Source organism: Achromobacter sp. E1, from assembly GCF_037039475.1.
Lineage (GTDB): Bacteria > Pseudomonadota > Gammaproteobacteria > Burkholderiales > Burkholderiaceae_B > Achromobacter > Achromobacter mucicolens.
In genome coordinates this window covers 5,175,587-5,198,711 of record NZ_CP146253.1, presented here as the reverse complement: position 1 = coordinate 5,198,711, position 23,125 = coordinate 5,175,587, and the positions used below count along the sequence as shown (strand labels likewise).

Annotated in this window: 24 protein-coding genes; 11 read left to right on the top strand and 13 right to left on the bottom strand. The window is 68.3% G+C overall.

The genetic code is table 11. From position 1 onward, the window contains the following. Positions 1–98: 98 nt before the first annotated feature. Positions 99–1,052 (bottom strand): tripartite tricarboxylate transporter substrate binding protein, encoded by a 954-nt coding sequence (locus V6V88_RS24040; RefSeq protein WP_226849531.1) that lies wholly within the window; start codon positions 1,050–1,052, stop codon positions 99–101. Between the two features lie 196 nt (positions 1,053–1,248). On the opposite strand from V6V88_RS24040, the gene V6V88_RS24035 reads away from it, so the two are divergent. Continuing rightward, the gene (locus V6V88_RS24035) at positions 1,249–2,103 is read left to right on the top strand and encodes an IclR family transcriptional regulator (RefSeq protein WP_338616703.1); all 855 of its coding nucleotides are present in this window, start codon (positions 1,249–1,251) and stop codon (positions 2,101–2,103) included. Positions 2,104–2,107: 4 nt separating this feature from the next. On the opposite strand, the gene V6V88_RS24030 is transcribed toward V6V88_RS24035, so the two are convergent. Continuing rightward, positions 2,108–3,148 (bottom strand): DUF2235 domain-containing protein, encoded by a 1,041-nt coding sequence (locus V6V88_RS24030; protein ID WP_338616701.1) that lies wholly within the window; start codon positions 3,146–3,148, stop codon positions 2,108–2,110. Between the two features lie 427 nt (positions 3,149–3,575). On the opposite strand from V6V88_RS24030, the gene V6V88_RS24025 reads away from it, so the two are divergent. After that, a complete protein-coding gene (locus V6V88_RS24025) occupies positions 3,576–4,322 on the top strand; it encodes a 5'-methylthioadenosine/adenosylhomocysteine nucleosidase (protein ID WP_063956815.1) in 747 nt (248 codons plus the stop codon). Between the two features lie 3 nt (positions 4,323–4,325). On the opposite strand, the gene V6V88_RS24020 is transcribed toward V6V88_RS24025, so the two are convergent. From V6V88_RS24020 to V6V88_RS24010, 3 genes are all read right to left on the bottom strand, one after another. Further along, positions 4,326–5,657, bottom strand: coding sequence for an ATP-binding protein (locus V6V88_RS24020; RefSeq protein WP_338616698.1), 1,332 nt, complete (start codon positions 5,655–5,657; stop codon positions 4,326–4,328). Beyond that, positions 5,654–6,394, bottom strand: a complete 741-nt coding sequence (locus V6V88_RS24015) for a response regulator (protein ID WP_338616696.1) — start codon at positions 6,392–6,394, stop codon at positions 5,654–5,656. The genes V6V88_RS24020 and V6V88_RS24015 overlap by 4 nt, the downstream gene beginning before the upstream one ends. 70 nt (positions 6,395–6,464) lie before the next feature. Further along, on the bottom strand, positions 6,465–6,596 hold the full coding sequence (locus V6V88_RS24010) for a hypothetical protein (RefSeq protein ID WP_255616198.1): 132 nt from the start codon (positions 6,594–6,596) through the stop codon (positions 6,465–6,467). 173 nt (positions 6,597–6,769) lie between these two features. Between V6V88_RS24010 and V6V88_RS24005 the strand changes: the two genes are divergently transcribed. The 8 genes from V6V88_RS24005 to V6V88_RS23970 all read left to right on the top strand — a co-directional run bounded on the left by V6V88_RS24005 (position 6,770) and on the right by V6V88_RS23970 (position 12,959). Next, positions 6,770–7,456, top strand: coding sequence for a cytochrome c biogenesis CcdA family protein (locus V6V88_RS24005; RefSeq protein ID WP_056325945.1), 687 nt, complete (start codon positions 6,770–6,772; stop codon positions 7,454–7,456). A 17-nt stretch (positions 7,457–7,473) separates the two neighbouring features. After that, positions 7,474–7,992, top strand: a complete 519-nt coding sequence (locus V6V88_RS24000; protein WP_338616691.1) for a thioredoxin family protein — start codon at positions 7,474–7,476, stop codon at positions 7,990–7,992. 106 nt (positions 7,993–8,098) lie between these two features. Then, positions 8,099–9,079: a tripartite tricarboxylate transporter substrate binding protein gene (locus tag V6V88_RS23995; RefSeq protein ID WP_280018537.1), complete on the top strand. Its 981-nt coding sequence runs from the start codon at positions 8,099–8,101 to the stop codon at positions 9,077–9,079. Between the two features lie 55 nt (positions 9,080–9,134). Further along, positions 9,135–10,097 carry a tripartite tricarboxylate transporter substrate binding protein gene (locus V6V88_RS23990; RefSeq protein ID WP_338619716.1) on the top strand — a complete coding sequence of 321 codons (963 nt, stop codon included), beginning with the start codon at positions 9,135–9,137 and terminating at the stop codon, positions 10,095–10,097. A gap of 19 nt (positions 10,098–10,116) precedes the next feature. After that, on the top strand, positions 10,117–10,761 hold the full coding sequence (locus tag V6V88_RS23985) for a flavin reductase family protein (protein WP_338616687.1): 645 nt from the start codon (positions 10,117–10,119) through the stop codon (positions 10,759–10,761). 38 nt (positions 10,762–10,799) lie between these two features. Beyond that, positions 10,800–11,414, top strand: a complete 615-nt coding sequence (locus V6V88_RS23980) for a glutathione S-transferase N-terminal domain-containing protein (RefSeq protein WP_338616684.1) — start codon at positions 10,800–10,802, stop codon at positions 11,412–11,414. 13 nt (positions 11,415–11,427) lie between these two features. Beyond that, complete coding sequence (locus V6V88_RS23975) at positions 11,428–12,039, top strand: carboxymuconolactone decarboxylase family protein (RefSeq protein ID WP_338616683.1); 612 nt, start codon at positions 11,428–11,430, stop codon at positions 12,037–12,039. Beyond that, positions 12,036–12,959: an amidohydrolase family protein gene (locus tag V6V88_RS23970; protein ID WP_338616682.1), complete on the top strand. Its 924-nt coding sequence runs from the start codon at positions 12,036–12,038 to the stop codon at positions 12,957–12,959. Before V6V88_RS23975 ends, V6V88_RS23970 begins: the two co-directional genes overlap by 4 nt. Before the next feature lie 66 nt (positions 12,960–13,025). Here the strand turns inward: V6V88_RS23970 and V6V88_RS23965 are convergent, their stop codons facing one another. The 8 genes from V6V88_RS23965 to V6V88_RS23930 all read right to left on the bottom strand — a co-directional run bounded on the left by V6V88_RS23965 (position 13,026) and on the right by V6V88_RS23930 (position 22,420). Beyond that, positions 13,026–13,988 carry a LysR family transcriptional regulator gene (locus V6V88_RS23965; RefSeq protein ID WP_056325137.1) on the bottom strand — a complete coding sequence of 321 codons (963 nt, stop codon included), beginning with the start codon at positions 13,986–13,988 and terminating at the stop codon, positions 13,026–13,028. Positions 13,989–14,057: 69 nt separating this feature from the next. After that, positions 14,058–15,029 (bottom strand): tripartite tricarboxylate transporter substrate binding protein, encoded by a 972-nt coding sequence (locus V6V88_RS23960; protein WP_338616680.1) that lies wholly within the window; start codon positions 15,027–15,029, stop codon positions 14,058–14,060. A gap of 46 nt (positions 15,030–15,075) precedes the next feature. Continuing rightward, positions 15,076–17,427: an acyl-CoA dehydrogenase family protein gene (locus V6V88_RS23955; protein ID WP_338616678.1), complete on the bottom strand. Its 2,352-nt coding sequence runs from the start codon at positions 17,425–17,427 to the stop codon at positions 15,076–15,078. Then, positions 17,424–18,647: a CoA transferase gene (locus tag V6V88_RS23950; RefSeq protein ID WP_338616676.1), complete on the bottom strand. Its 1,224-nt coding sequence runs from the start codon at positions 18,645–18,647 to the stop codon at positions 17,424–17,426. The genes V6V88_RS23955 and V6V88_RS23950 overlap by 4 nt, the downstream gene beginning before the upstream one ends. A 10-nt stretch (positions 18,648–18,657) precedes the next feature. Then, positions 18,658–19,449 carry an enoyl-CoA hydratase/isomerase family protein gene (locus tag V6V88_RS23945; protein WP_338619713.1) on the bottom strand — a complete coding sequence of 264 codons (792 nt, stop codon included), beginning with the start codon at positions 19,447–19,449 and terminating at the stop codon, positions 18,658–18,660. A 24-nt stretch (positions 19,450–19,473) separates the two neighbouring features. Next, complete coding sequence (locus V6V88_RS23940; RefSeq protein ID WP_338616675.1) at positions 19,474–20,694, bottom strand: CaiB/BaiF CoA-transferase family protein; 1,221 nt, start codon at positions 20,692–20,694, stop codon at positions 19,474–19,476. Positions 20,695–20,839: 145 nt separating this feature from the next. Continuing rightward, the gene (locus V6V88_RS23935) at positions 20,840–21,004 is read right to left on the bottom strand and encodes a hypothetical protein (RefSeq protein ID WP_155721841.1); all 165 of its coding nucleotides are present in this window, start codon (positions 21,002–21,004) and stop codon (positions 20,840–20,842) included. A gap of 57 nt (positions 21,005–21,061) precedes the next feature. Then, a complete protein-coding gene (locus V6V88_RS23930) occupies positions 21,062–22,420 on the bottom strand; it encodes a hypothetical protein (RefSeq protein WP_338616674.1) in 1,359 nt (452 codons plus the stop codon). A 258-nt stretch (positions 22,421–22,678) separates the two neighbouring features. On the opposite strand from V6V88_RS23930, the gene V6V88_RS23925 reads away from it, so the two are divergent. Continuing rightward, positions 22,679–23,110, top strand: a complete 432-nt coding sequence (locus tag V6V88_RS23925) for a hypothetical protein (protein WP_279212415.1) — start codon at positions 22,679–22,681, stop codon at positions 23,108–23,110. Positions 23,111–23,125 lie beyond the last annotated feature (15 nt).

The window sequence follows — 23,125 nt, the reverse complement described above, 5'->3', positions numbered from 1 at the left end:
TTGCGGTTATGAATGCGGCGGGCCGGTGATGCGGGGTTCAACGTGATGCGGTCGAGCGTGATGCCTAGGCCGGCATGACGCTCATTCCCGCGTAATGCTCAATCCAGCGTGATGCCCAGATCTTTGATCAGCTTTTGCCAGCGAGCGCGTTCGGCCGTCAGCATCTCGGCGTACTGGGCGGGCGTGTTGCCGATCGGCTCGATGCCGAACTCCACCAGGCGCTGGCGCGTGGCCGGGTCATTGATGGTCGCGACCACCTGCTTGTTCAGGGCGTCGATCACCGGCTTGGGGGTGGCGGCCGGCACTACCACGCCGACCTGCGCGGCGGCTTCCACGTTCTTCAGGCCGATCTCGGCGAACGTCGGCACGTCAGGCAATTGCGGCAGCCGCGTCGGATTGGCGACCGCCAGCGCCTTGACCTTGCCGCCGTTGATGAAGCCGGCGCCCGCGGCCAGATCCACCATCATCGCGGGCACCTGACCGCCGGCAACATCCGCCAGCGCGGGCGAGGCGCCACGGTACGGCACGTGGGTCATCGTCAGGCCGGCCTCGACCTTCAGCAATTCCATCGCCAGGTGGTGCGGGCTGCCGGCGCCGGCCGAGGCGTAATCCAGGCCTTCCTTGCGTCCCTTGGCTTCGGCCAGGAACTCCTTGGCCGAGTTGACCTTCATGGCCGGGCCGACCACCAGGATCATCGGAAACCGTCCCATCAGCGTGACCGGCGCCAAATCCTTCGCCGGGTCATACGACAGCTTCTTGTAAAGGGCGGGGTTGAATACCAGCGTGCCGTTGTCGGCGGACAACATCGTGTAGCCGTCGGCCGGGGCGCGCGCCGTTTCCGACGCCGCAATTGCCGTGTTGCCGCCCGGCTTGTTCTCGATCACCACCGGCTGGCCTAGGCGTCCGGTCAGGCCTTGCCCGATGCTGCGCGCCAGGAAGTCGGACCCGCCGCCCGCGGCATACGGCACGATCCAGCGCACGGGCTTGGACGGGTAATCGGCAGCCGCCTGCTGCGCGGACGCGCTGGCACAGGCCAAGAGGGGCAGGGCCATCAGGCCGGCCAGGATGTGGTGTTTAACACTGCGCATGGACAAGTCTCCTTGTTGTGGAATGTCAAAAGTGCATTCCTTATTTGCGTAAAGCATATACGCAATGCGTAATTTTTGAAGAAGGGTTAACCTTAGTGCCGCTCCAGGCTTTCGGTCCCTCGGTTGCCGGCGAGCCCGCTGTTACGGAGCCGTATTTCCAATGAGCAAAGCCGCCTTGCCGCCCGAATCCGACCTCGCGTCTGATCTTGAATCCGCCCAAGCTCCGGCCTCCCGGCCCCGCGAACGCCGGCAGCGGGTCCAGGCCGCGGAAACCGGCATGTCCGTCCTGAAAGGGCTTGCCCGGCTGGGCGGCCGCGCCAGCCTCACCGCGCTGGCCGCCCACGTCGGCGAAAGCCCCGCCAAGGTGCACCGCTACCTGATGAGCCTCATCGCCGAGGGCCTGGTCGACCAGGAAGTGGCGACGCAGCAGTACCACCTGGGCCTCGAAGCGCTTTATGTAGGGGTAGCCGCCATGCGCCAGGCCGACCCGCTACGCATCGGCGAACCCGCGCTCGTGCGCCTGCGCGAAAGCCTGGCCGTCACGTGCTTCATCGCCGTCATGGGCAACAAAGGTCCCACCATCGTGCGGTTTGAGGAACCCGGCCTGCCGGTCACCGTGAACGTACGCGTGGGGTCGGTGCTGTCGATGCTGTGGTCGGCGACGGGACGCGCGTTTCTTGGTTTGCTGGACGAGGCGCCCGTGCGGGCGCTGGCGGAGGCTGAATTGGCCGGCGCGCCTGCCGAGCAGCGAGCGCTGCTGGATCGCGACGATCCCATCGGCGTCTTGCGTCGAGACGTTCGGGCGTTGGGGTGCGCCACGGTGAAGGACACGAACCTGCGCGGCATCAGCGCCGTCTCGGCGCCGCTGTATGACCATACCGGCCGGGTCTGCGCGGTATTGACGGCGCTGGGCGCGACCGGCGGTTTTGACGTTTCCGAGAGCGGGGCGGTGGTGGCCGCGGTAAAGCGCGAGGCGCTGGCGGCCAGTGTGGCGTTGGGGTACGTGGCGGGGTGATCCCCTACCTCCCCACCTCCAACTTCCCCAACGCATCCCGGAAATCCGGATACTCCTTCAGAAACGCCTGATTGCGCTCGAACCGCCTGACCAGCCGATCATCGATCGTCAGATTCAGGACTGTTTCCTTATCCCACACCCGCGGCCGACGTTTCACCGGAATCGGCACCTTCTCCGTGAATTCCTTATACGAATCATGCGGTTCGCACTGTTCGTAATCCGTCGAGATCCGCTGCACCGTCCCCGCCTCCAACCCCGCCTGCCGCGCCTTTTCCTGTAGCCACGACGCCGGCAGCGTCTGCAGGCTTCCATCCTGATATCCGCCGCCCACGTCGGAATGCGCGCCGATGAACCAGCGTTGCTCGACGGGCAGGTTTGCGGGGCGTGGCGGCGAGCCCGCGCGGCGGGTCCAGAGCGTGGGGAAGTACGGCTCGCGGTATTCGTTGGTGGCGATGGCGTGGTACGCGTTCAGGACGTGGTTGCTGAGTTCCGTGTCGTGAAAGTTGTAGAAGCTGGAAAAGCCAGGAAACGAGATGCCGCCCACGGGGATGCCCAGGCTGCCTACGGTGTCCCAGACGCCGACGAAGTGCAGGTCGGTGTCGCGCGAGAAGCGGTCGCGGAAGGCGGCGGCTTCCAGGGATGACGGGGTGCAGTCGTCGCGGTACAGCGCGTAGGCCTCGGACACGTTGGCCTCGGTGGCTTCATTGAGCAGGCCGCATTTGCGCACCATGCCTGCGAGGCTGCGTGCGGAGTAGGCGCCGCGGCTGAAGCCGAAAAGAAAGATGCGGTCGCCGGGCTGGTGACGCTGGCAGAGCCACCGGTAGCCTTGCCGGATGTTGGCCGACAGGCCTGCGCCGAACGCGCCGCCCATGAATTTGTCGATGGCTGCCCACAGGCCCTGGCCCTGCGTGCCCACACCCTCGATGTAGAACGTTTCCTGCGTGCTGGTCTCGGGCGCGGCCTTGTAGAGCTCGTAGACGTTGGTGCGGTCGTTGGGTTCGTTCCACGTGCCGTCGAAGAAAACGGCGAGGTTCTTCTTGACCATGATCGTCTCCCCACACACAGATAAAGGCTTGCGATACCTATGCCGCTGGCCGGGACAACGCCTGCGTGAGGCAAGCTAGCATGCGCGGCGAACGCAGCAGGGCGCGGGGTTTCCCTGCTGCATGTCCGTACACCACCTTTTTGCCTAGCCCGAGGCGGGTGTCATGCTGAATTGCCCGGGAATACAGCCGATCCGCCGATTGCTGGAGTACGCCGTCACTACCGCATCAGTAGCAATCCAAGACGGACATGGTTGGTATCCGGTCAGCGCAAAAAAACGGCCCGCAGGCCGTTTTTCAGGGCCCTTGAAACCGGGTCAGGCGATCTGGAACTACAAAGCCCCGTCATTGGCGGGCGCGACGGCATTGGAGTATGTTGCGCGCTGGCGGCACGGGCCGCGCAACGCAACGATCACGGAAACACCACACATGGGACGTCTCGCCATTCTGGGCGCGCTGCACGAAGAGATCGCCGACCTGCTGGCGGCCATGGACCCCGGCGCGCAAACGCGCCGCATCGCCATGCGCGATTTTCAGGTGGGCACGCTGTGGGGCACGCCGTGCGTCATCGCGCTCAGCCGCATCGGCAAGGTGGCCGCGGCGGCGACGGCGTCGATCGTCATCCAGGAATTTGGCGTGACGCGCGTGCTCTTCACGGGCCTGGCGGGCGGCCTGCATCCGCAGGTGCGCGTGGGCGACGTGGTCGTGGCCGACGCTTTGATGCAGCACGACATGGACGCGCGTCCCTTGTTCGGCCGCCATGAGATCCCGCTGTTGGGACGCGAACGCTTCGATACCGATGCCGCGCTGAGTGCGCTGCTGCTGGACAGCGCCCGCGACTTTGCGGGCAAGGGCGGCCTGCCGGCCGCAAGCGCCACGCCGCGCGTCCATCATGGCCTGATTGCGACGGGCGACATTTTTGTGAACGACAACGACCTGGCGCACACGCTGCGCGAGCGTCTGCCCGATGCCCTGTGCCTGGAGATGGAAGGCGCGGCGATGGCGCAGGTGTGCCACGAGTTCGGCGTGCCGTTTGCCGTGATGCGCGTGATTTCCGACAGCGCCGATCACACGGCGAAGACGGATTTCACGGACTTTCTGGTGAATCTGGCGCGGCTGTACACCGCCGGCATCCTGAAGCCGCTGCTGCAATCGGGCGCGCTGCGCGACGCCTGACCGTCAACCCTTGGAAGGCAGCGGCGCGATGCGCACTTCGGCCGACAGGCCGCCGCCATCGCGGTTCGACAGGATCAGCGTGCCGCCAAGCGCCTGCGCCAACTGGTGCGCGATGGCCAGCCCCAGCCCGGTGCCGCCCGTGTCCCGGTTGCGGGAGCTTTCCAGGCGGTAAAAGGGTTGCAGCACGGCGTCCAGTTCCGCCGCCGGGATGCCCGGGCCGCGATCCAGCACCAGGATGGACAGGGTGGCGTCGTCCCGCGCGGCCACGCGCACCTCGGCCGCGCCCGCGAACTTGAGCGCATTGTCGATGAGATTGCCCAGGATGCGCCGCAGCGCATGCGGGCGCGTCATCAAGGGCGGGATGGTGTCGCTCAGAAGCGTCACTGCCTTGCCCGTGTCCTGGTAATCGCAGACCAGGCTATCCAAAAAAGCGTTCAGATCAATGCGGGCAGGCTGTTCGGCCTTGCCGTGCGCGCTGCGGGCGTAGTCGATGCCTTCGCGTACAAGCCGCTCGACTTCGTTCAGGTCCTGCGCCAGCTTGTCGCGGTCGGTGGACGCGTCCATGAATTCGGTGCGCAGTTTCATGCGGGTGATGGGCGTCTGCAGGTCGTGCGAGATGGCGCCCAGCATCTGCATGCGCTCGGCCAGATGCGCCGCGATGCGGTCCTGCATGGCGTTGAAGGCGACGGCAGCGTGGGCAACCTCGGCGGGGCCGGCTTCGTCGAGCAGCGGGCTTTTCTGGTCGGGGTCCAGTTCCTCGGCGGCGCGCGCCAGGCGCGTCAGCGGCCGCACGGCCAGACGCACCGCCAGCCAGGCGCAGCCGGCCAGCAGCAGCAGTTGCACGGCCAGCACGCCGAAGAGCCACGGCGCCGGTTGCATCCGCGACAGTTCGATGTCCAGGATGGCGGGCTGTCCGTCGGTCAGCACGACACGCGCCTGGATGTGGCGGGGGTCGTCGGCCATCGCGCGGACGGTGACGGGGCGCGCGGGGCCGAGCGCCGCCTCGATCGACTGCGCGGCGGTGCGCGCGGCATCCAGCGAGAGCGGCTGGTCGGCCTTGCCGTCGCCCAGCAGGTACTGACGGTTGTTGCTGGACAGGCGCGGCAGCCACTCCGGGCGCTCGGCGGCGGGCAGGCGGTCCAGGATGTCCATGGCGATGGCGACGTCGCGCTCCAGGTCGCCCAGCATCATGTTGCGGGTGGCGTTGTAGCGCTCGTAGAACAGCGAGGCGAACGACAGCCCGTAGGCCAGGACAAGCCCGGCGACAAAGATCAGGAACAGCCGCACGACAAGCGTGCGGGGCCAGGCTTGGCGGCGCGCGGACGTGCCGGTCATGGTTCGCCTGCCGAGACTTCGACAGCGGCGGAAAACACGTAGCCTTCGCTGCGCACGGTCTTGATGTACCGGGGTTCGCGGGCGTCTTCACGCAGGCGCTGGCGCAGGCGGCTGACCAGGAGGTCGATCGAGCGCCCGAAGAAGTCGGCGTCGCGGCCCTGCGTCAGGTTCAGCAGCTGGTCGCGGTTCAGCACGCGCTGGGGGTGGTCCAGGAAGACGCGCAGCAGCCGGTATTCCGCGCCGCTGAGCGCCACGATGGTGCCGTCGGCGTCCAGCAGATGGCGCGCCGTGGTGTCCAGCCGCCAGTCGCCGAAGGCGATCTCGCGGCCCGGCTCGGTCACCTGGAAGTTGGGCGGCAGCATCCGGGTGCGGCGCAGGATGGCCTTGATGCGCGCCAGAAGCTCGCGCGCCACGAAGGGCTTGACCAGGTAGTCGTCCGCGCCCATCTCCAGACCCAGCACGCGGTCCATGTCGTCGCTGCGCGCTGTCAGCATCAGGATCGGAATGCGGCGATGCTTGCCGCTGCGCAGTTCGCGGCACAGCACCAGGCCGTCGTCGCCGGGCATCATGATGTCCAGCACGATCAGGTCGACCGTCAGGCTGTCCAGCAGCGACCGCATCTGCCGCCCGTCGGCCGCCAGCGTGACCGTCAGGCCGTTCTTGCGCAGAAAGCCGCCGGCCAGTTCGCGAATCTCCCGGTCGTCGTCCACGATCATGACGTGGTCTGTGTGGTCCATTTGCGGATGCCTTCTTGGTGGGTGAGGGCGGCGCGCGCTGCGCGCCGAGGGGTTCAGGAATTCTATCGGCCTAGCGTTCGCCCGGGGGCAGGGGATCGCGGCGCGGACGGCTGTTGGAAATGAGCTGGCATTGGAAGGGCTTGGCGGCCTCGGCGGTAAAGCCGCCAAAGAGCAGCAGCAGGACGGCAAGCAGGCGTTTCATGAGGGGCTCCGGTGCGGGGTGTGAACGGGTTATAGCGCCGGGCCGCTCGCGGAGTGTGTCGTACTGTATACGCCCGGGCGGCGGATACACGCGCTTGAAAAAATCCGTCGATCCGGCACAAGCCGGATACGTGCGGCGGGTGCAATGGGGTCACTTTCCCAAGGACGACCCCCATGGACCTCATCAATACGCCCATCGCGTTGCTTGCCGGCATGCTGACCATTGCGTCGCCCTGCGTGCTGCCTCTGTTGCCCGTGCTGCTGGGCACCTCGCTGGAACGGTCCGGCCGCCTGCGTCCCTTGTTTGTCGTGTCCGGCTTCGTGCTGGCCTTTGCGGGCCTGGGCATCGCGCTCAGCCTGATTTCCAACCTGAATGAACACGTGCACGAGGCCGTGCGCTCGACCTCGATCGTCCTGTTGGCGCTGTTCGGCCTGGCGCGGATCTGGCCCGGCCCTTACGACCGCCTGATCGCCCGCATCGGCGGCCCGCTGCAGCGCCTGTCCGCGGCGGGCGGCACGGGCAGCGGCAATGCAGGCGGCTTCGTGCTGGGCCTGTCCCTGGGCGCCGTATGGACGCCGTGCGCAGGCCCGGTGCTGGCTTCCATTCTGGTGCTGGCGGCCAAGGCGCAGGACCTGGTGCAGTCCAGCACGTTGCTGCTGGTGTTCGCCATCGGCGCGGGTGTGCCCATGCTGGTGATCGCCTACGGTGGACAGGCCATCGCCACCCGCGTGCGTGGCCTGTCGCGCTACACGCACCGGTTGCAGCAAGGCTTCGGCGTGCTGCTGGTCCTGACCGCCATCGCCATCTACTTCCAGTACGACGTCCTGGCCTACGCCTGGATCACCAACCTTTTCGCCTGACCTTCAAGGAGTTCGCCATGTTTGCCACGTTCAAGAAGATAGCCCTGGCCGCGCTGATCGGCGCCTGCCTCATGCAGGGCGCCGCGCAGGCTGCGCCGGCGCAGGCCCCGGAATTCACGGGAATCGAAAAATGGCTCAACAGCGAGCCGCTGACCATGGAATCGCTGCGCGGCAAGGTCGTGTTGGTGGATTTCTGGACGTACACCTGCATCAACTGCATTCGCACGCTGCCGTACGTCACGAGCTGGCATCAGAAGTACAAGGACCAGGGCCTGGTCGTCGTGGGGGTGCACACGCCGGAGTTTCCGTTCGAGCGGTCCACGCCCAACGTCGAAAAGGCGCTGCAACGCTTCGGCATCACCTATCCGGTGGCGCAGGACAACCGCTATGCCACCTGGACCGCCTACCGCAACCAGTACTGGCCCGCGGCCTACCTGATCGACAAGCAGGGCAAGGTGGTCTACACCCACTTCGGCGAGGGCCGGTACAAGGAAACCGAGGCCGAGATCCAGCGGCTGCTGGCCCAACCCGGCTGAGCCGGGGCCAGACCCCGCGCAAACCAGATATGCGATCCCGCGCATAGCCCCGGCCCGGTCCCGCGCCTACCATGCTGCAAACACAAGAACGAAGTTTGGAGACAGCATGAAAATCGCAAGTGCGCTGACCGCGGCCGGGCTTTGCCTTGGCATGGGGCTGATTTCCGCGGCGGGGGCCGCGTCCACCTATCCCGACCGGCCCGTGCGGCTGGTCGTTCCGTTTCCGGCGGGCGGGGCCACCGACCTGATGGCCCGCGCCCTGGCGCAGGGGCTGGGCGAAAAACTGGGCCAATCCGTCGTGGTGGAGAACCGGGGCGGCGCCGGCGGTGCGATTGGCGCCGAGGCGGTGGCCAACGCCGCGCCGGATGGCTACACCTTGCTGTACTCGACCATGGGGGTGCTGACGATCAACCCCACGCTGTACGCCAAGCTGCGCTACGACCCGCAGAAGAGCTTTGCGCCGATCGCGATGACCAACCTGACCGCGAACTTGCTTGTGGTGAATCCGGCGCTGCAGGTGAACTCGGTCGCGGAGCTTGCGGAGCTGGCCCGCAAGAAGCCGGGCGAGCTGACGTTCAGTTCCTCGGGCAGCGGCACCACCAGCCATCTGTCGGGCGAGATGTTCAAGTCCACGGCTGGCGTGGATATCCGCCACATCCCGTACAAGGGCACGTCTGGGGCGATCAACGACTTCATGGCCGGACGCATCTCGATGATGATCGACACCTCGTCCAACTTTGTCGAACAGGTCAAGCAGGGCAAGGTCAAGGCGTTGGGTGTGACCAGCCGCCAGCGCCTGGCGGCGCTGCCCGACGTGCCCGCCATCTCGGAGTCGCCGGGCTTCGAATCCTTCGAAGTCAGCTTGTGGTCAGGCGTGCTGGCGCCCGCGGGCACGCCGCGCCCGATCATCGACCGGCTGAATGCGGACATCAAAAGCGTGATGCTGGCGCCGCAGATGGTCGAGCGCATGGCCGGATACGGCATCCAGACAACCTACAGCACGCCCGAGGCGTTTGCCGAACGCATCCGCGCCGATACGAAGAAATGGGCGCGGATCATCGAGGCCTCCGGCGCACGCGCCGACTGAGCGCCCGCCCGTCTCGCCATCGCCTCTTTTCACGCAAGGACCTGCCATGCCCTCGATGCTTCGAATCCTGCTGACGGCGGCTGCGCTGTCCGCCGTCTCGCTGTCCGCGCCGGCCGCGGCGGCTTATCCCGACCACCCCATCACGCTCATCAATCCTTACGCCGCCGGCGGCCCGGCCGACGTGGTGGCGCGCAGCCTGGCGCGCGCCCTGGAAAAGCGGCTGGGCCAGCCCGTCGTGGTCGAGAACAAGCCGGGCGGGGGCGCGTCCATCGGCACCGGCTTCGTGGCCCGCGCCAAGCCCGACGGCTACACGCTGCTGCTCGGCACCTCGGCCGGCCACGTGGTGACACCGCTGATGCAGAAGACCACGTACGACGGCATCCAGGCGTTCGAATTCTGTTCGGTGGTGGCGGTGCAGCCCATCATGCTGGTCGTCAACCCGTCGCGCGGCATCAAGACGGTGCAGGCGCTGATCGCCCGCGCCAAGGCCGAACCCGGCAAGCTCAGTTATGGCTCGGCCGGCGTGGGCGGCGCCACGCACCTGGGAGCCGAACTGTTCCAGCAGGCCGCGCACGTGCAGCTCAATCACATTCCCTATGCGGGCGCGTCGCCGGCGATCAATGACGCCGTCGGCGGACAGATCGACCTGGCCATGCTGAACCTGTCGGCCAGCCTGCCGTTCATCCGCCAGGGCCGGCTGGTGCCGCTGGCGTACGCGGCCAGCGAGCGCTCGCCACTGCTGCCCGATGTGCCGACGCTGGACGAGGCCGGAGTGCCGGGCGCGCAGGCCGCTACGTGGTACAGCCTGGCTGCGCCCGCGGGCACCCCCGCGGACATCGTGCAGACGCTGAGCGACACCGTCCGGCGCGTGAACGACGATCCCGACTACCGCCGCGTGATGCAGGATCAGGCGATATCGTTGATGGCGTTGTCGCCCCAGGACGCCAGCGCTTATGTCCGCAAGGACCGTGCAGACATGCAGCGGCTGCTCGGCACGCTGGGGCTGCTGGCCAAATGACGATCAACTCTCCCGCGCCATGAACTTCGATTTCAGCAAACTGGCCTCGGCCGACGCCTTCAAGCTGCTTTCCAGCGTGGTCGTGCCGCGGCCCATCGCCTGGGTGGTCAGCCAGTCGCCGCAGGGCGCGCGCAACGCCGCGCCGTTCTCGTTCTTTAACGTGGTCAGCAGCGATCCGCCCATCGTCGCGCTGGGCATCGGCCCGCGCGGCGGCCAGTTGAAGGACACCTCGCGCAACATCCTGCAGACCGGGCAGTTCGTGATCAACCTGGTATCGGCGGAGCTGGCCGAGCAGATGAACCACACCAGCCTGGATTACGACGCCGGCATCGATGAATTGGTGCGCGCCAGCCTGTCCACCGAGCCGTCCCTGATGGTGGCGCCGCCGCGCATCGCGCAAAGTCCCGCGGCGCTGGAGTGCGAGGTCTGGCAGGTGCTGGATGCGGCGCCCCAGCGCGTGATCGTGCTGGCGCGCGTGGTGGCGCTGTACCTGCGCGACGACGCGTTGCTCAATGCCGAAAAATTCTACGTGGACACGCCCGCGCTGCGCCTTCTGGGCCGCATGCACGGCGCGGGCTGGTACGCGCACACCAGCGATCTCTTTCAGATGCGCACGCCCGACGCGGCCAACGATCCCGCCGTGCAGCCCGCGCAGGGGCATTGAATGCCCGAGAAGACCTTGAACCCTTTTGGAGCCTGTCGATGAAACTGCATTGGTCGCCGCGATCGCCCTTCGTGCGCAAGGTGATGATCGTCATTCACGAGGCCGGCATCGAGGACCGCGTGACGCTCGTGCGCACGCCGGTCGCGATGGACAAGCCCAACCTGGACCTGGTGCCTGAAAATCCGCTCATCAAGTTGCCGACGCTGGTGCTGGACGATGGCCAGCCGCTGTACGACTCGCGCGTGATCTGCGCCTACCTGGACGCGCTGACGGGCTGCGGCCTGTTGCCGGCCGACCCGCAGGCGCGCCTGACCGCCGAGCGCCGCCAGGCGCTGGGCGACGGCTTTCTGGACGCGCTGCTGCTGTTCCGCCAGGAACGCAACAAGCCCGAGGCGCGTCAGACGCCCGCGTGGCTGGACGCCTTTGCGCTGAAGACGCGTGCGGTGCTGGCCGCGCTGGAGGCCGAGGCGTCCGCGCTGCAGGCAAGCCGCTTCGACCTGGGCCTGATCGCCATCGGCTGCGCGCTGTCGTACATGGACTATCGTTTCCCGGATATCGCCTGGCGCGACGGCCACCCGGCGCTGGCGGCCTGGCACGCGCGGTTTTCCGCGCGCCCGTCCGCGATGCGCACGCAGCCCGACGAAACCCCGTAACGAGAGGACGAAGATGAGCCGTATCCCGCTGCCCACGCCAGACACCATGACCGACGACCAGAAGCGCGTGTACGAGAAGATCGTCTCCGGTCCGCGCGGACGCCTTGTCGGCCCCTTGCGCGCAGCGCTGCACAGCCCGGAACTGGCCGAGCGCTGGCAGGCGCTGGGCGCGTTGCTGCGCTTTGGCACCAGCCTGGCGCCGCGCATCAGCGAACTGGCCATTGTGGTGACGGCGCGCCGCTGGAACAGCCAGATCGAATGGCACATCCATGCGCAGGCGGCGCGCGCCGCCGGTATCTCGGACGCCGTGCTGGACGCGATCCAGGCCCGCGAAACGCCCGTGTTCGACAACGCCGACGACGCGGTGGTTTACGAGTTTGCGCGGCAGATCCAGGAGACCGGTCAGGTCGACCCCGACCTGTATGCGCAGGCCGTCGCGCGGTGGGACGCCGTGGGCGTGGTGGAACTGACCGCCGTGATCGGCTACTACACGATGGTGTCCATGACGCTGAACGCGCACGAGATCCCGATGCCCGACGACGCGCCGCCGCCGCTGGATACGCCGCGCCAGGATGGCGCGCCGGCGCTCAGCCGGCTTGCGCCCCTGACCGGGAGCCAGCCATGAGCGCCGCCGGACATCCGGCCGCAGGCGGGCAGGCCCGCGCCTATGTGCCGGACAGCGTGGAAACGCCCCGCATGCCGGTGACGCCGCGCCGCGCCCTGCCGGCGGGCGCGTGCGACACGCATTGCCATGTCTTTGGTCCCTACGACCGGTTTCCCCTGCAGCATCCCTCGTCCTACGCCGCGCCGGATGCGCCGGCGTCGCGCTATCTGCGCATGCTGGACACGCTGGGCGCATCGCGCGGGGTGCTGGTGCAGCCGGCGCCCTATGGCACGAACCCGGATGCCTTGCTGGACGCGCTGCGCGAAGGCGCAGGCCGTCTGCGCGGGATCGCGGTGGCGGATCCGTCCGTCACGGATGCACAGCTGCAAGCCTTGCATGACGGTGGCGTGCGCGGCCTGCGCTTCGTCGAGGCGCGCGACCCCGCGGGAAACCTGTTTCCCGGCAGCGTGGGATTCGATCAGGTCGCGGCGCTTGCGCCGCGCATGAAGCAGTTCGGCCTGCACGCGCAGCTGTGGGCGCCGTGCGATACCTATTTGCGCCATCTGCCCGATCTGGCAAAGCTGGACTTGCCGCTGGTCATCGACCACCTGGGCAGCCTGGTCCCGGCGCGCGGCGAGGCCGATCCGGTATTCCAGCTGTTGCGCGGGCTGCTGGCCGACGGCAGGATCTGGATGAAGTTGACGGTGTGCCGGGTGGGCGCCGCGCCCGATTATGAAAACGCGCGCTTCATCCACGATGCCTTTACTGCCGCCAATCCGGATCAGGTGCTGTGGGGATCGGATTGGCCCTTCGTGCGCATGGGCGCGGCGGCGCCGTCGGCCGACGCGCTGGTGGACCTGGCGCACGATTGGCTGGGCAATGACGCGCTGCGCAAGCAGGTCTGGGTGGACAACCCCGAGCGTCTGTACGGCTTCGCGTGAATACAAGCGGGGGCTCGCTGAGCCCCCGCGCTGAACCCGCACCCTGAACCCGCTGGTGGATGCCGCTTACGGGCTGGCGTGCCAGACGCCTTCGCCACCGATTTCGCGCACCAGCGCCTCGATCTGCGTGGCAACTTCCGTGACCGTGCGTCCGGGCCCCTTCGATCGCGAGAACGCCATCGAGATGATGCGGCTCATCGTGGGATCGCGCAGCGCGGCGATGCTCAGGCGTCCCTCCTGCACTTCCTGCCAGACGGCGTGCAGGGGCAGCACGGTGTACATCTTCTCGTGCTCGACGATGGACTTCATGAGCGGAAGCGAGTCGGCCTCGATCAGGGGCGCGATCGTGATCTTGCGCGCCCGCGCCAGGCCGTCCAGCGCGTTGCGCAGGCCATTGGGTGCGCCGGGCAGGATGAACGGCAGCCCGTCCAACTGATCAAACGTCACTTCGCCGGCCTGCGTGCGCGCATCGCCCGCCGCGCCGACCAGGTAAGAGTCCACGGACGCCAACGCCTGTTCGCCGGGCGGGCATTTGTCGCCGTAACGGTACAGGATGGCGATGTCCACGCGGCTGTCGGTCAGCCATTCCTCGATCTGGCCGCTGGAGCCTTCCAGAATTTTCAGATGCACCTTGGGAAACTGCTGGCGCAGCCGCGAAAACAGCCGGCGGATAAGCGGGTGCGCGGTCGATGGCAACAGGCCCAGCGTGACCTCGCCGGCAGGTTCGCGGGCCTCGCCGTTCAGTTCCAGCTCAAGCCGTTCGGCGTCGCCCAGCAGCGTTTGCACCAGCGGGAACAGGCGCTCACCCACTTCCGACAGGTTCACGCCGCGCCCGGTGCGGTTAAAGAGCCGCGCATTGCACTCGCGTTCCAGCGCATTGATGCGGCGGCTCAGCACCGACTGGTCCTGGTCCAGATACAGCGCCGCGCGCGTGATGCTGCCCAGTTCCGCGATGGCCAGGAAGGCCCGCCATTTGTGAAGGTCGGCGGTCAGGTCCAGGCTCAGGCCCGTGGCTTTTGCGGATGGCATGGTCGATGGCGCAGGTCGGCAGTCGGTGGAATCGGCATAAGCGTACGGCAAAAGCGTGCGGGCATGGCGTTATTGCAGACCCAGCTTGCCGCGCTTGATGACCTCGCCCCATTTCTTGGACTCCGCTTCCATCAGGGCGCGATAGGCGTCCGGCGACGTGGCGACGGGGATGGCGCCCTGGTCGATCATTTTCTGGCGCAGCGTCGGGTCGGCCAGCGACTTGGCGATCGCGTCCGACATCTTGTCCACGATGTCCTTGGGCGTGCCGGTGGGCGCGATGACGCCGTAGTTCGACTCCACGACGATGCCGGGAAAGCCGGCCTCCTTGGTGGTGGGCACGTCGGGCAGGCCCTCGAAGCGTTCGGGGCTGGCCACGGCCAGCGCGCGCAGCTTGCCCGCCTTGATGAAGCCCAGCGCGGCCGAGGCATCGCCGGGGAACATCTGCACTTCGTTGGACAGCAGCGCGGTCACCGCCGGCGCGGCGCCTTTGTAGGGCACGTGCATGATGTCGATGCCGGTCTGCTGCTTGAGCAGTTCGCCGCCCAGGTGCGGGGTGGTGACATTGCCGGCCGAGCCGTAGTTGTATTTGCCGGGGTGCTTTTTGGCGCTCTCGACAAACGCGGCCAGGGTGGTATCCGGCAACGACGGGTTGACCATGATGACCTGCGGAATGCGCGCGACCAGCGACACGTACTGGATCTTGGATACGTCGTACGGCACCTTCATGACGTGGGGCAGCCCGGTGATGGCGCCCGGCACGCCAAAGCCGAACGTGTTGCCGTCGGGCGTGGCGCGCACGGTGGCGTCCACGCCGATGGTGCCGCTGGCGCCGGCCTTGTTCTCGATCACGATGGTCTGGCCCAGGCGCTCGCCCAGCGACGGCGCAAGCAGGCGCGCCAGGTTGTCCACCGAGCCGCCGGGCGGGTAGGGCACGATCAGCCGGATCGGCTGGCTTGGCCATGGCTGGGCCGCGTGGGCGGCGGGTGCGGCTACGCCGCCCAGGATCATTGCCGCCACCGCCAGTACGGTTGCTTTTTTCATGTGTCTCTCTCCGGTTGCGCCGGCTCGGGCCGGCGCGTTGTCATTGTCAGGCGCCTTGCAGGCCCAGAACCTGCTTGGCGTAGATGTTGCGCTGGATCTCGTTGGTGCCGCTGAAGATGGTGGCCGCGAGCGCATTGACGTAGGGCGCCAGCGCTTGCACGCCGCCGTTGCCATAGCCCAGGCGCATCGCCGCGCCGCCGTACTCCTCGGCGATCTGGATCAGCAGGGCGCCCAGCCGCTCGTGCGTTTCGGTGGCCCAGATCTTGAGCAGCGACAGTTCCGGCGGCAGCGGGCGGCCGGCCTTGGCCATGTCCGCAAACACGCGGTACATCGCGGTCAGGTCGGCGCTGTCCAGCCTCAACTCGGCCAGCCGGTCGGTGAACGCAGGATCGGCCAGCAGGCCGCGCTGGCGCGCCAGGCTGAAGATCTGCTGCAGGGCGTGGCTGGCGTGCTTGGGGCTGCCGCTGAACAGGCGCTCAAACCCCAGCAGCGCCTTGGCGATGCCCCAGCCCGCGTTCAGCTCGCCGACCACGTTGCCGCGCGGCACGCGGACCTGATCGAAGAAGACCTCGCAGAACTCCTCGTGGCCCGACAGCGTGCGGATCGGACGGCGGCTGACGCCCGGGCTATTCAGGTCCACCAGCAGGAAGCTGATGCCGGCCTGTTTCTTCACGGTCTTGTCGGTGCGCACCAGCATGAACATGTGCGTCGCGTCCTGCGCCAGCGTGGACCAGGTCTTCTGGCCGGTGACCACCAGTTCGTCGCCGTCGATCAGCGCCTCGCAGCGCAGCGAGGCCAGGTCGGATCCGGCGTCCGGTTCCGAGTAGCCCTGCGCCCACACCGCCTCGCCGGACAGGATGCCCGGCAGAAACCGCGCGCGCTGCGCGTCGGTGCCGTAGCGGATGAGGATGGGACCCAGCATGACCAGGCCCTGGTCCGGCGCGCGCGCCACGCCGTAGCGTTCGGCTTCTTCGATGAACGCGATCTGCCGGGCGGGCGACAGCGCCATGCCGCCATGCTCGCGCGGCCACGACGGCGCAATCCAGCCCTGCCGCGACAAGGTGAAGTACCACGCCTTGATCTCGTCCCAATGCAGCCGCCACGGCACGTGCCGCAGGTGATCGGGGTAATGCGCGCGAAAGAACCGGCGCAGCAGCTTGCGGAAGGCCGCTTCCGGCATGGCGTTCCAATCTGCGTCGCGCGGGAAATCGGTGGTGTCGTTGCCGTCGGCGGCATCCTCCGCCGTATCGTCCGTCTCCGGCGCCGGGTCGGCTGCCAGCACGCCATAACGCTGGCGATGCGCCGTGGCGTTGCCCAGCCAGGCGGCCAGGTGCAGGGCGCTGCGGAAATACAGGCTGACGCCGCATTCGTCGGTGTAGCCGATGGCGCCGTGCAGCTGGATGGCCAGCCGCGCCGCGTCGATGCCGGCGCGTGCGGCGCGGGCCTTGACCCGGCTGGCCGCCGCCTTGCGCGCCTTGACCTCGCCCGGCGCCGCGGCAAGGGCGTTCAGCGCGTCCAGCAGGCTGTTGGACGCCAGCTCGACCTGCAGGGTCGCGTCCACCAGACGGTGCTGCAGCGCCTGGAACGACGAGAGCGTCTGGCCGAACTGCTTGCGCGTGTTCAGGTAGGCCACCGAATCGGCCAGCACCTGCCGCGCGATGCCCACAAGTTCCGCGGACTGCATCAGGCGGCCGTAGTCCAGCGCCTCGTCAACCGCGTCCAGCACGCCCTCGCGCGCCAGCAGCGCCTCGCCGCCAACCACCGCGGACTCGATCGTCAGATGGCAGGCCGGCGAGCCGTCCGCGCGTTCGTGCGTCTGCACCGTGACCCCGGGCGTGCCGGCGGGCAGATGGAACAGCGCAGACCCCGTCTCGCCATCGGCCGTGACAAGCCAGCCGTCCACGTCCGCGCCGGGGACGACGTGGCGCTTTTCGCCGTTCAGCACATAGGCGCCTTCGCGCGCGGTGAACGTGACGCCGAACGCCCCGGCGGATTCGCCGGCCTCAAGCTGCCCTTCGGTTTCCTGCCAGGCCAGGCCCACCATTTTTTCACCGGCGCACAAGGCTTGCAGCATCGTCTCCCGAACGGCGGCATCGCCCACCGGGGTAATGCGCGCCAGCAGCGCCGTGCTGAGCACGCCCGCCCCGACGAGCGGCTCGGGCAACTGGGCGCGGCCCGCTTCTTCCAGCACGGCGGCCATCGCGTGCCAGCCCAGTCCCAGACCGCCCAGCGCTTCGGGCACGCTCATGCCCAGCCAGCCGACTGAGGCTATCTCCTGCCAGTACGCGCGGTCGCCGCCCGGGGTGCGGCGCTTGCGTTGCCGCTGGTCGCGGCGCTGCAGAAAGTCGCGCGCGCTGTCGCGGATTTCCTCGATCAGTTCGTGGTCGGCGGCGCTCATACGATGCCCTCGGCGTGCAGCTGCGCGATCGCCGCGTCGGTCAGGCCCAGCTCGGCGCGCAGGACGTCGGCCGTGTGCTCGCCCAGCATGGGGGGCGGCAATCCCAGTGCGATGGGCGTGCCGGAAAAATGAATGGGATTGCGCACAACCGGCATGCTGCCCAGCGCCGGATGCGTCACGCTGCCCAGCACTTCGCGATGCCGCACCTGCGGATCCTCGAACACCTGATCCATGGTGTAGATCGGCCCGCACGGCACATTGGCGGCTGCCAGCGCCTGGTTCCAGTCCGCCACCGTGCGCGCCAGCATCGCCGGCTCGATCTGGCGGGACAGATCGGCCTGCGCCGCAGCGCGCTTCGGGTTGGTGTCGAAGCGCGGATCGGCGGCCAGGTCGGGCAGGCCGATCACGTTGCAGAAGCTGCGGAACTGCGAGTCGTTGCCCACCGCCACCATCAGGTGCCCATCGCGGCATTCGAAGGCGCGGAACGGCGCGGTGATCTGCGAGGCCGATCCCATGCGGGCAGGCAGCTGGCCGCTGGCCAGGTAGTTCATGCCGATGTGCGAGATGGCCGCGATCTGGGCGTCCAGCAGCGCCAGGTCGATGTGCTGGCCCACGCCGGAGATCTGGTCGCGGTGCCGCAGCGCGGCAAGAATGGCCGCCACCGCATACAAGCCTGCGGTCAGGTCCGACACGGAATAGCCCGCCTTGACCGGTCCCGCCCCGGGCTCGCCGTCCGGCACGCCCGTCACGCTCATCAGGCCGCTCATCGACTGGAAGATCGGATCGTAGCCCGGCAGATGGCTGTAGGGCCCGGTCTGGCCGAAGCCGGTGATCGAGCAATACACCAGCCGCGGATTCACTTCCGACAGCGACGCATAGTCCAGCCCGTAGCGCTTCAGGTCGCCCGCCTTGAAGTTCTCGATGACGATGTCGGCCTTCTGCGCAAGCTGGCGCACCAGCGCCTGGCCTTCGGGCCGCGAGATATCGAGCGTCACGGATTTCTTTCCGCGGTTCATCGCGACGAACGACGAGGTCTCCCGGCTGGGCTTGCCGTCGCGGTCCGGCATGGGATAGCCCTGGTGCCGCACGTCGTCGCCGCGGCCGGGGCGCTCCACCTTGATGACCTCGGCGCCGAAGTCGGCCAGCATCTGCGCGGCCCACGGCCCGGAAAACACGCGGCTCAGGTCCAGGACCTTCACGCCTTCCAATGCACTGGTCATGGCGGCTCCCTTATTTGCCCTGGAACACCGGCGCGCGCTTTTCCAGGAAGGCGCGGCGCGCCTCCTGCGCGTCCTCGGTCTTGGCAATGGCCGCCGTCATGTCCTGTTCGTAGCGGTAGCCGTCGCGCAGGCTCATGTCTTCGATGGCGTTGAGCGTCTGCTTGGCCAGCACGGACGCCAGCGGGCTCTTGGTGGCCAACTCGCGCGCCAGTTCCATTGCGCGGTCCATCAGTGCTTCAGCAGGGACGCTGGCCTCGACGATGCCCAGCCGGTAGAGTTCGTCGCCGTCCACGCGCAGCCCCGTCAGCATCATGCGGCGCAGACGCGAGTGGCCAAAGAGCCGCATGCCGTGGCGGCCGCCGCCCAGCAGTCCGACGTTGATTTCCGGCAGGCCCACGACCGCGGTGGAGGCGGCGATCAGGATGTCGCACGAGGCCACGATGGCCAGCCCCGCGCCCAGCGCCGGGCCGTTGATCGCGCCCACCACCGGCTTGGCGCACTCGCGGATCGCATGAAAGCATTCCCGCGTGCGGCGCGAGTGTTGCGGCAGGTCGCCCGGCCCCTTGATGGTGGCCGCGCGGTTCTTCAGGTCGGCGCCCGCGCAGAACGTCTTGCCCTGGCCCGACAGCACCACTGCACGCACCTCGGGCGTTTCCGAGATGCGGTCCAGCACCCAGGACAGCTCGTTCATCATCTCGGTGCTGAGCGCGTTGACGGGCGGGTTGGCCAGCAGGATGGTGGCAACGCCGTCGGCGATCGCGACGTCCAGCGCCGTGTAGGGCCCGGCCAGGTTCTCCGGCATGCTCATGTCTCTCTCCTTGGTTGTTCAGATGATCTTGCGGTCGCGATAGTCCTGGATCTGCTCGGCGGACAGGCCCAGCTCGGCCAGCACGTCGGCGGTGTGCTGGCCCAGCAGCGGCGGCGCGGCATCGGCGCGCAGGGCCGAGCTGCCGAATCGCAGCGGGTTCATCACCTGCGGCACCGAGCCGGCGGCCGGATGCGGCAGGCGGCGCAGCATGCCGCGGTGCACGACCTGCGGGTCTTCGAAGACCTCGGGCACGGTATTGATCGACCCCGCCGGCACGCCCGCCTTTTTCAGCGCGGCCAGCCAATGGGCGCGCGGCTGGGTGGCGAAGATGGCGTCCAGCACGGGATCCAGCGTGTCCTGATTGCGCACGCGCTGGCTGTTGGTGATGTAGCGCGGGTCCTGCGCCAGTTCGGGCTTGCCAAGCATCTCGCTCAGCGTGGCGAACTGCCCGTCGTTGCCCACCACGATGACGATGTCGCCGTCGGCGCAGGCAAACGTGCGCTGCGGCTGGATGTTCGGGTGCGCGGTGCCCGTGCGGCGCGGCACCTTGTTGCCCAGCAGGAAGTTCATGGCCTGGTTGGCCAGCAGGCCCACCTGCACGTCCAGCATGGCGACGTCGATGTACTCGCCCTTGCCGGTCTGCGCGCGGCGCAACAGCGCGGCCACGATGCCCAGCGCGGCGTACACGCCGGTGGTCAGGTCCACGATCGGCACGCCCACCTTCTGGGGGCCGCCGCCGGGCCGGTCGTCGCGTTCGCCCGTGACGCTCATCAGGCCGCCCATTGCCTGGATCAGGAAGTCGTATGCGGGTTCGGCGGCGCGCGGTCCGGTCTGGCCGAAGCCGGTGACCGAGCAATACACCAGGCGCGGATTGATCTTGGACAGCGACTCGTAGTCCAGCCCCATGCGCGCCAGCGTGCCGACCTTGTAGTTCTCCAGCACCACGTCGGCGTCGCGGCACAGGTCCTTGACCAGCGCCTGGCCTTCGGGCGTCTGCAGGTCCAGCGTGATGGAGCGCTTGCCGCGGTTGGTGGCAATGAAATAGGCGCCGTCCCGGGTGTCCTGGCCGTCTTCATCCTTCAGGAACGGGGGGCCCCAGGTGCGCGTGTCGTCGCCCTGGCCTGGCCGCTCGACCTTGATGACGTCAGCGCCCAGGTCGGCCAGGATCTGGCTGGCCCACGGACCGGCCAGGATGCGGCTCAGGTCCAGCACTTTGAGATTCGATAACAGCGGCTGCAAAGCCTTCTCCTTGACTGCGGTATGTGCAGGCAGTCTAGGAGTTGGCGGGCGCCTCGGGAGGGGCCCGCGGGCGCAAAGCTGTTATGCGGTTCGGGCCGTCACTGCGGCGGCAGGGTGTCCTGCACGCCGGGCGGGTGCGGCGGCGTCAGCGGCCGGTATCGGGATAGTTGGGCCCCGGGTCACGGAAGCCGCCGGTGCTGTAGGGATTGACCGCGCCGGGGTGGGGCGGTCCGCCGGGGCCGGCGCCGCAGCCGGCCAGTAGCAGTGCGGCGGCAAGGAGAGAAAGCAGGCGCGTCGGGAAGGATTTCATAAAGGTCTCCTGCGGCTGCCCCTCAGCAGGCGCGTTACTCGCAGCGTATGGGCAGAATTATAGGCCTGCCGTCTTCGCCTTGATCCGCGGTTTCGCGCAGCGTGCGCGATAGTCGCTCACAGCGTCGGAATCCGCGGGCTGGAAGTAGGGGTGCGGGTATCCCGCCTCCCGCAAGGCGGCGTGCATGCGCACGCCCCACACGCATTCGCGCTGCGCCTCGTCCCACAGCCGCGTGGCCTGGTCCCGTTGACCGCTACGCCACAGCGCAAGGCCGTAGTCGGCCACCATCTCCTCGTCGCGCGGCAGGTCGCGGTACGCCGTGTGCATCAGGCGCAGGCCTTCGGCGGTCTGACCGCGCAGGGCCAGGATCCACCCCAGCGTGCCCTGGTTGTACGGACGCGGGCCGACGCGGTCGAGCGAGCGGCGGGCCTGCTCCTCGGCTTGCGGCAGGTAGTCCGGGAAATCCGCCAGGTAGTAGGCCGTGTTGTTCGCCAGGTCCACCGCGCCGGCGGCACGCGCGCCGCGTTTCCCGGCGGCGCGGTCCTGCAGGACGTTCGACTCCTGCAACACCAGTTCCGGCATGCCCAGCAGGCGCGCCACTTCCAGCCGTTTGCGCCGCTCGCCCGGGTCGACGGGCTTGAACATGTCCGGAAATGGCCGCTGGCGTGCCTGCAGCAGCCAATGGCGCGCCAGCTCGGGCTGGCCGGCGGCCAGCAGCAGCCGCGCCAGGTCCAGCTTCTGGTCGGCGCTGCGGGTGCAGCGCATGCCGCCGATCAGGGCGCGGGCGCCGTCGGTGTCGTTCCGGGCGAACGCGCGGTTGACGGCGTCCAGCTCGGCAAAGCACGGCCCGTCGCGCGTGACCTGCGCGTCGATGTGCAGCGAGATCGCACCGGCCGGCACGTCGTGGCTGAAGTAGGCCGTCGTGCCCTGGCGGTTGGTGTAGCCCAGGTCCACCCAGGCTTCGCCCCAGCGCTGGCGCATGGTCATGATGTACGGCCAGCCGGGCAAGGGCTCGGGGGAGCCGCTGCTGTGCAGCTGAAAGAAGTGGCCCCACGGGCCATCGCCGATGCGGCGGATCAGGGTGAAGTCGTCCTCCGCGTGCGGCAGCGTCGTCCGGATCGGCGCCGTGCGTCCCTCGCCATCGGTGACGCCGTGCAGGATGCCGTCGCCGGAAGGCGTATCGAGGATGGCGTCGTCCTTGCCGGTCACGAAGGCGCGGTACGGCGTGTGGGGCGCGGGGGCGGCGCGCTTGCCATCCCACAGGGTCAGCGTCAGGCTGCGCGTGGTGCGCAGGGTGTCAGCCGCAGGCGCCGCCGGGGTGCCGGATACCGCTTGCGCGGCATCCTGGCCCGCGGCGTGCGCGGCCGGACCGGTCAGCCACGCTGCGGCGGCCAGGCATGACGCAGCGGCCCCCATGCGCCAATCTGCGCGGGCCGGGATGAGGCGGCGATGGAAAGTGGCGGGTTGTCCGGAACGTTGCTGCGGGTGCTTCATGGAGACTGCCAGTGGCGCCGGGCGCGGCGGGCGCCACGGCGGTATGGGGTGACCTGCGGGGCAGGGCGCCGCCTTGCGGGCGCGAGGCGGATTGTGCATCACAAACCCGTTCCACGCCCGGCCCAGCGCTGGGCAGGAACGTATGGCATCCTCCCGCCACGTCTTTGCCGCCATCCGCTCATGTCCAGACTCCTAGCGCGAACCCTCGACCTGCTTCTCCTGTCCTTCGCCGCCGCGCTGTTCGGCGCTTGCCTGACGTCCGTGCTGACGACCGGCGCCTATGGCTGGGTCGTCCCCGTCGCGCCTTACCTGTACGGTGTGCGCGACTTCTACGCCGAGGCCGTCCTGGCCGGGCTGGCGGGCGTCATCGTGCTGATCCTGGCCGAGCGCCCGGCCCGGCTGCGGCGATCCACCACCTGGCGCCTGCTGGCGACCTTTGCCGCGGCCCTCGTTGCCCTGTATCTGGCGCCGCCGTCGCCCCAGGTGTTTGGCAACACCTGGGCGCCCGGCGAGGCGACACGCGAGCTGTTCCTGGCGCAATGGCCCATGGTGCTGCCCATTGCGGTGGCGGCAACCGCGCTGCGGTGGGGATTGCACCGGGTTTTGCGCTAGGATTGTCGTCACCCA

Bases quoted from the DNA above. Each gene is read 5' to 3' on its own strand.
- V6V88_RS23935 (WP_155721841.1), bottom strand. From the start codon at position 21,004: ATGAAATCCTTCCCGACGCGCCTGCTTTCTCTCCTTGCCGCCGCACTG.
- V6V88_RS23950 (WP_338616676.1), bottom strand. From the start codon at position 18,647: ATGACCAGTGCATTGGAAGGCGTGAAGGTCCTGGACCTGAGCCGCGTG.
- V6V88_RS24030 (WP_338616701.1), bottom strand. From the start codon at position 3,148: ATGGTCAAGAAGAACCTCGCCGTTTTCTTCGACGGCACGTGGAACGAA.
- V6V88_RS24035 (WP_338616703.1), top strand. From the start codon at position 1,249: ATGAGCAAAGCCGCCTTGCCGCCCGAATCCGACCTCGCGTCTGATCTT.
- V6V88_RS24000 (WP_338616691.1), top strand. From the start codon at position 7,474: ATGTTTGCCACGTTCAAGAAGATAGCCCTGGCCGCGCTGATCGGCGCC.
- V6V88_RS23930 (WP_338616674.1), bottom strand. From the start codon at position 22,420: ATGGGGGCCGCTGCGTCATGCCTGGCCGCCGCAGCGTGGCTGACCGGT.
- V6V88_RS23990 (WP_338619716.1), top strand. From the start codon at position 9,135: ATGCTTCGAATCCTGCTGACGGCGGCTGCGCTGTCCGCCGTCTCGCTG.
- V6V88_RS23985 (WP_338616687.1), top strand. From the start codon at position 10,117: ATGAACTTCGATTTCAGCAAACTGGCCTCGGCCGACGCCTTCAAGCTG.
- V6V88_RS24015 (WP_338616696.1), bottom strand. From the start codon at position 6,394: ATGGACCACACAGACCACGTCATGATCGTGGACGACGACCGGGAGATT.
- V6V88_RS23955 (WP_338616678.1), bottom strand. From the start codon at position 17,427: ATGAGCGCCGCCGACCACGAACTGATCGAGGAAATCCGCGACAGCGCG.
- V6V88_RS23980 (WP_338616684.1), top strand. From the start codon at position 10,800: ATGAAACTGCATTGGTCGCCGCGATCGCCCTTCGTGCGCAAGGTGATG.
- V6V88_RS24040 (WP_226849531.1), bottom strand. From the start codon at position 1,052: ATGGCCCTGCCCCTCTTGGCCTGTGCCAGCGCGTCCGCGCAGCAGGCG.
- V6V88_RS23925 (WP_279212415.1), top strand. From the start codon at position 22,679: ATGTCCAGACTCCTAGCGCGAACCCTCGACCTGCTTCTCCTGTCCTTC.
- V6V88_RS24005 (WP_056325945.1), top strand. From the start codon at position 6,770: ATGGACCTCATCAATACGCCCATCGCGTTGCTTGCCGGCATGCTGACC.
- V6V88_RS23945 (WP_338619713.1), bottom strand. From the start codon at position 19,449: ATGCCGGAGAACCTGGCCGGGCCCTACACGGCGCTGGACGTCGCGATC.
- V6V88_RS23965 (WP_056325137.1), bottom strand. From the start codon at position 13,988: ATGCCATCCGCAAAAGCCACGGGCCTGAGCCTGGACCTGACCGCCGAC.
- V6V88_RS23995 (WP_280018537.1), top strand. From the start codon at position 8,099: ATGAAAATCGCAAGTGCGCTGACCGCGGCCGGGCTTTGCCTTGGCATG.
- V6V88_RS24025 (WP_063956815.1), top strand. From the start codon at position 3,576: ATGGGACGTCTCGCCATTCTGGGCGCGCTGCACGAAGAGATCGCCGAC.
- V6V88_RS24010 (WP_255616198.1), bottom strand. From the start codon at position 6,596: ATGAAACGCCTGCTTGCCGTCCTGCTGCTGCTCTTTGGCGGCTTTACC.
- V6V88_RS24020 (WP_338616698.1), bottom strand. From the start codon at position 5,657: ATGACCGGCACGTCCGCGCGCCGCCAAGCCTGGCCCCGCACGCTTGTC.
- V6V88_RS23970 (WP_338616682.1), top strand. From the start codon at position 12,036: ATGAGCGCCGCCGGACATCCGGCCGCAGGCGGGCAGGCCCGCGCCTAT.
- V6V88_RS23960 (WP_338616680.1), bottom strand. From the start codon at position 15,029: ATGAAAAAAGCAACCGTACTGGCGGTGGCGGCAATGATCCTGGGCGGC.
- V6V88_RS23975 (WP_338616683.1), top strand. From the start codon at position 11,428: ATGAGCCGTATCCCGCTGCCCACGCCAGACACCATGACCGACGACCAG.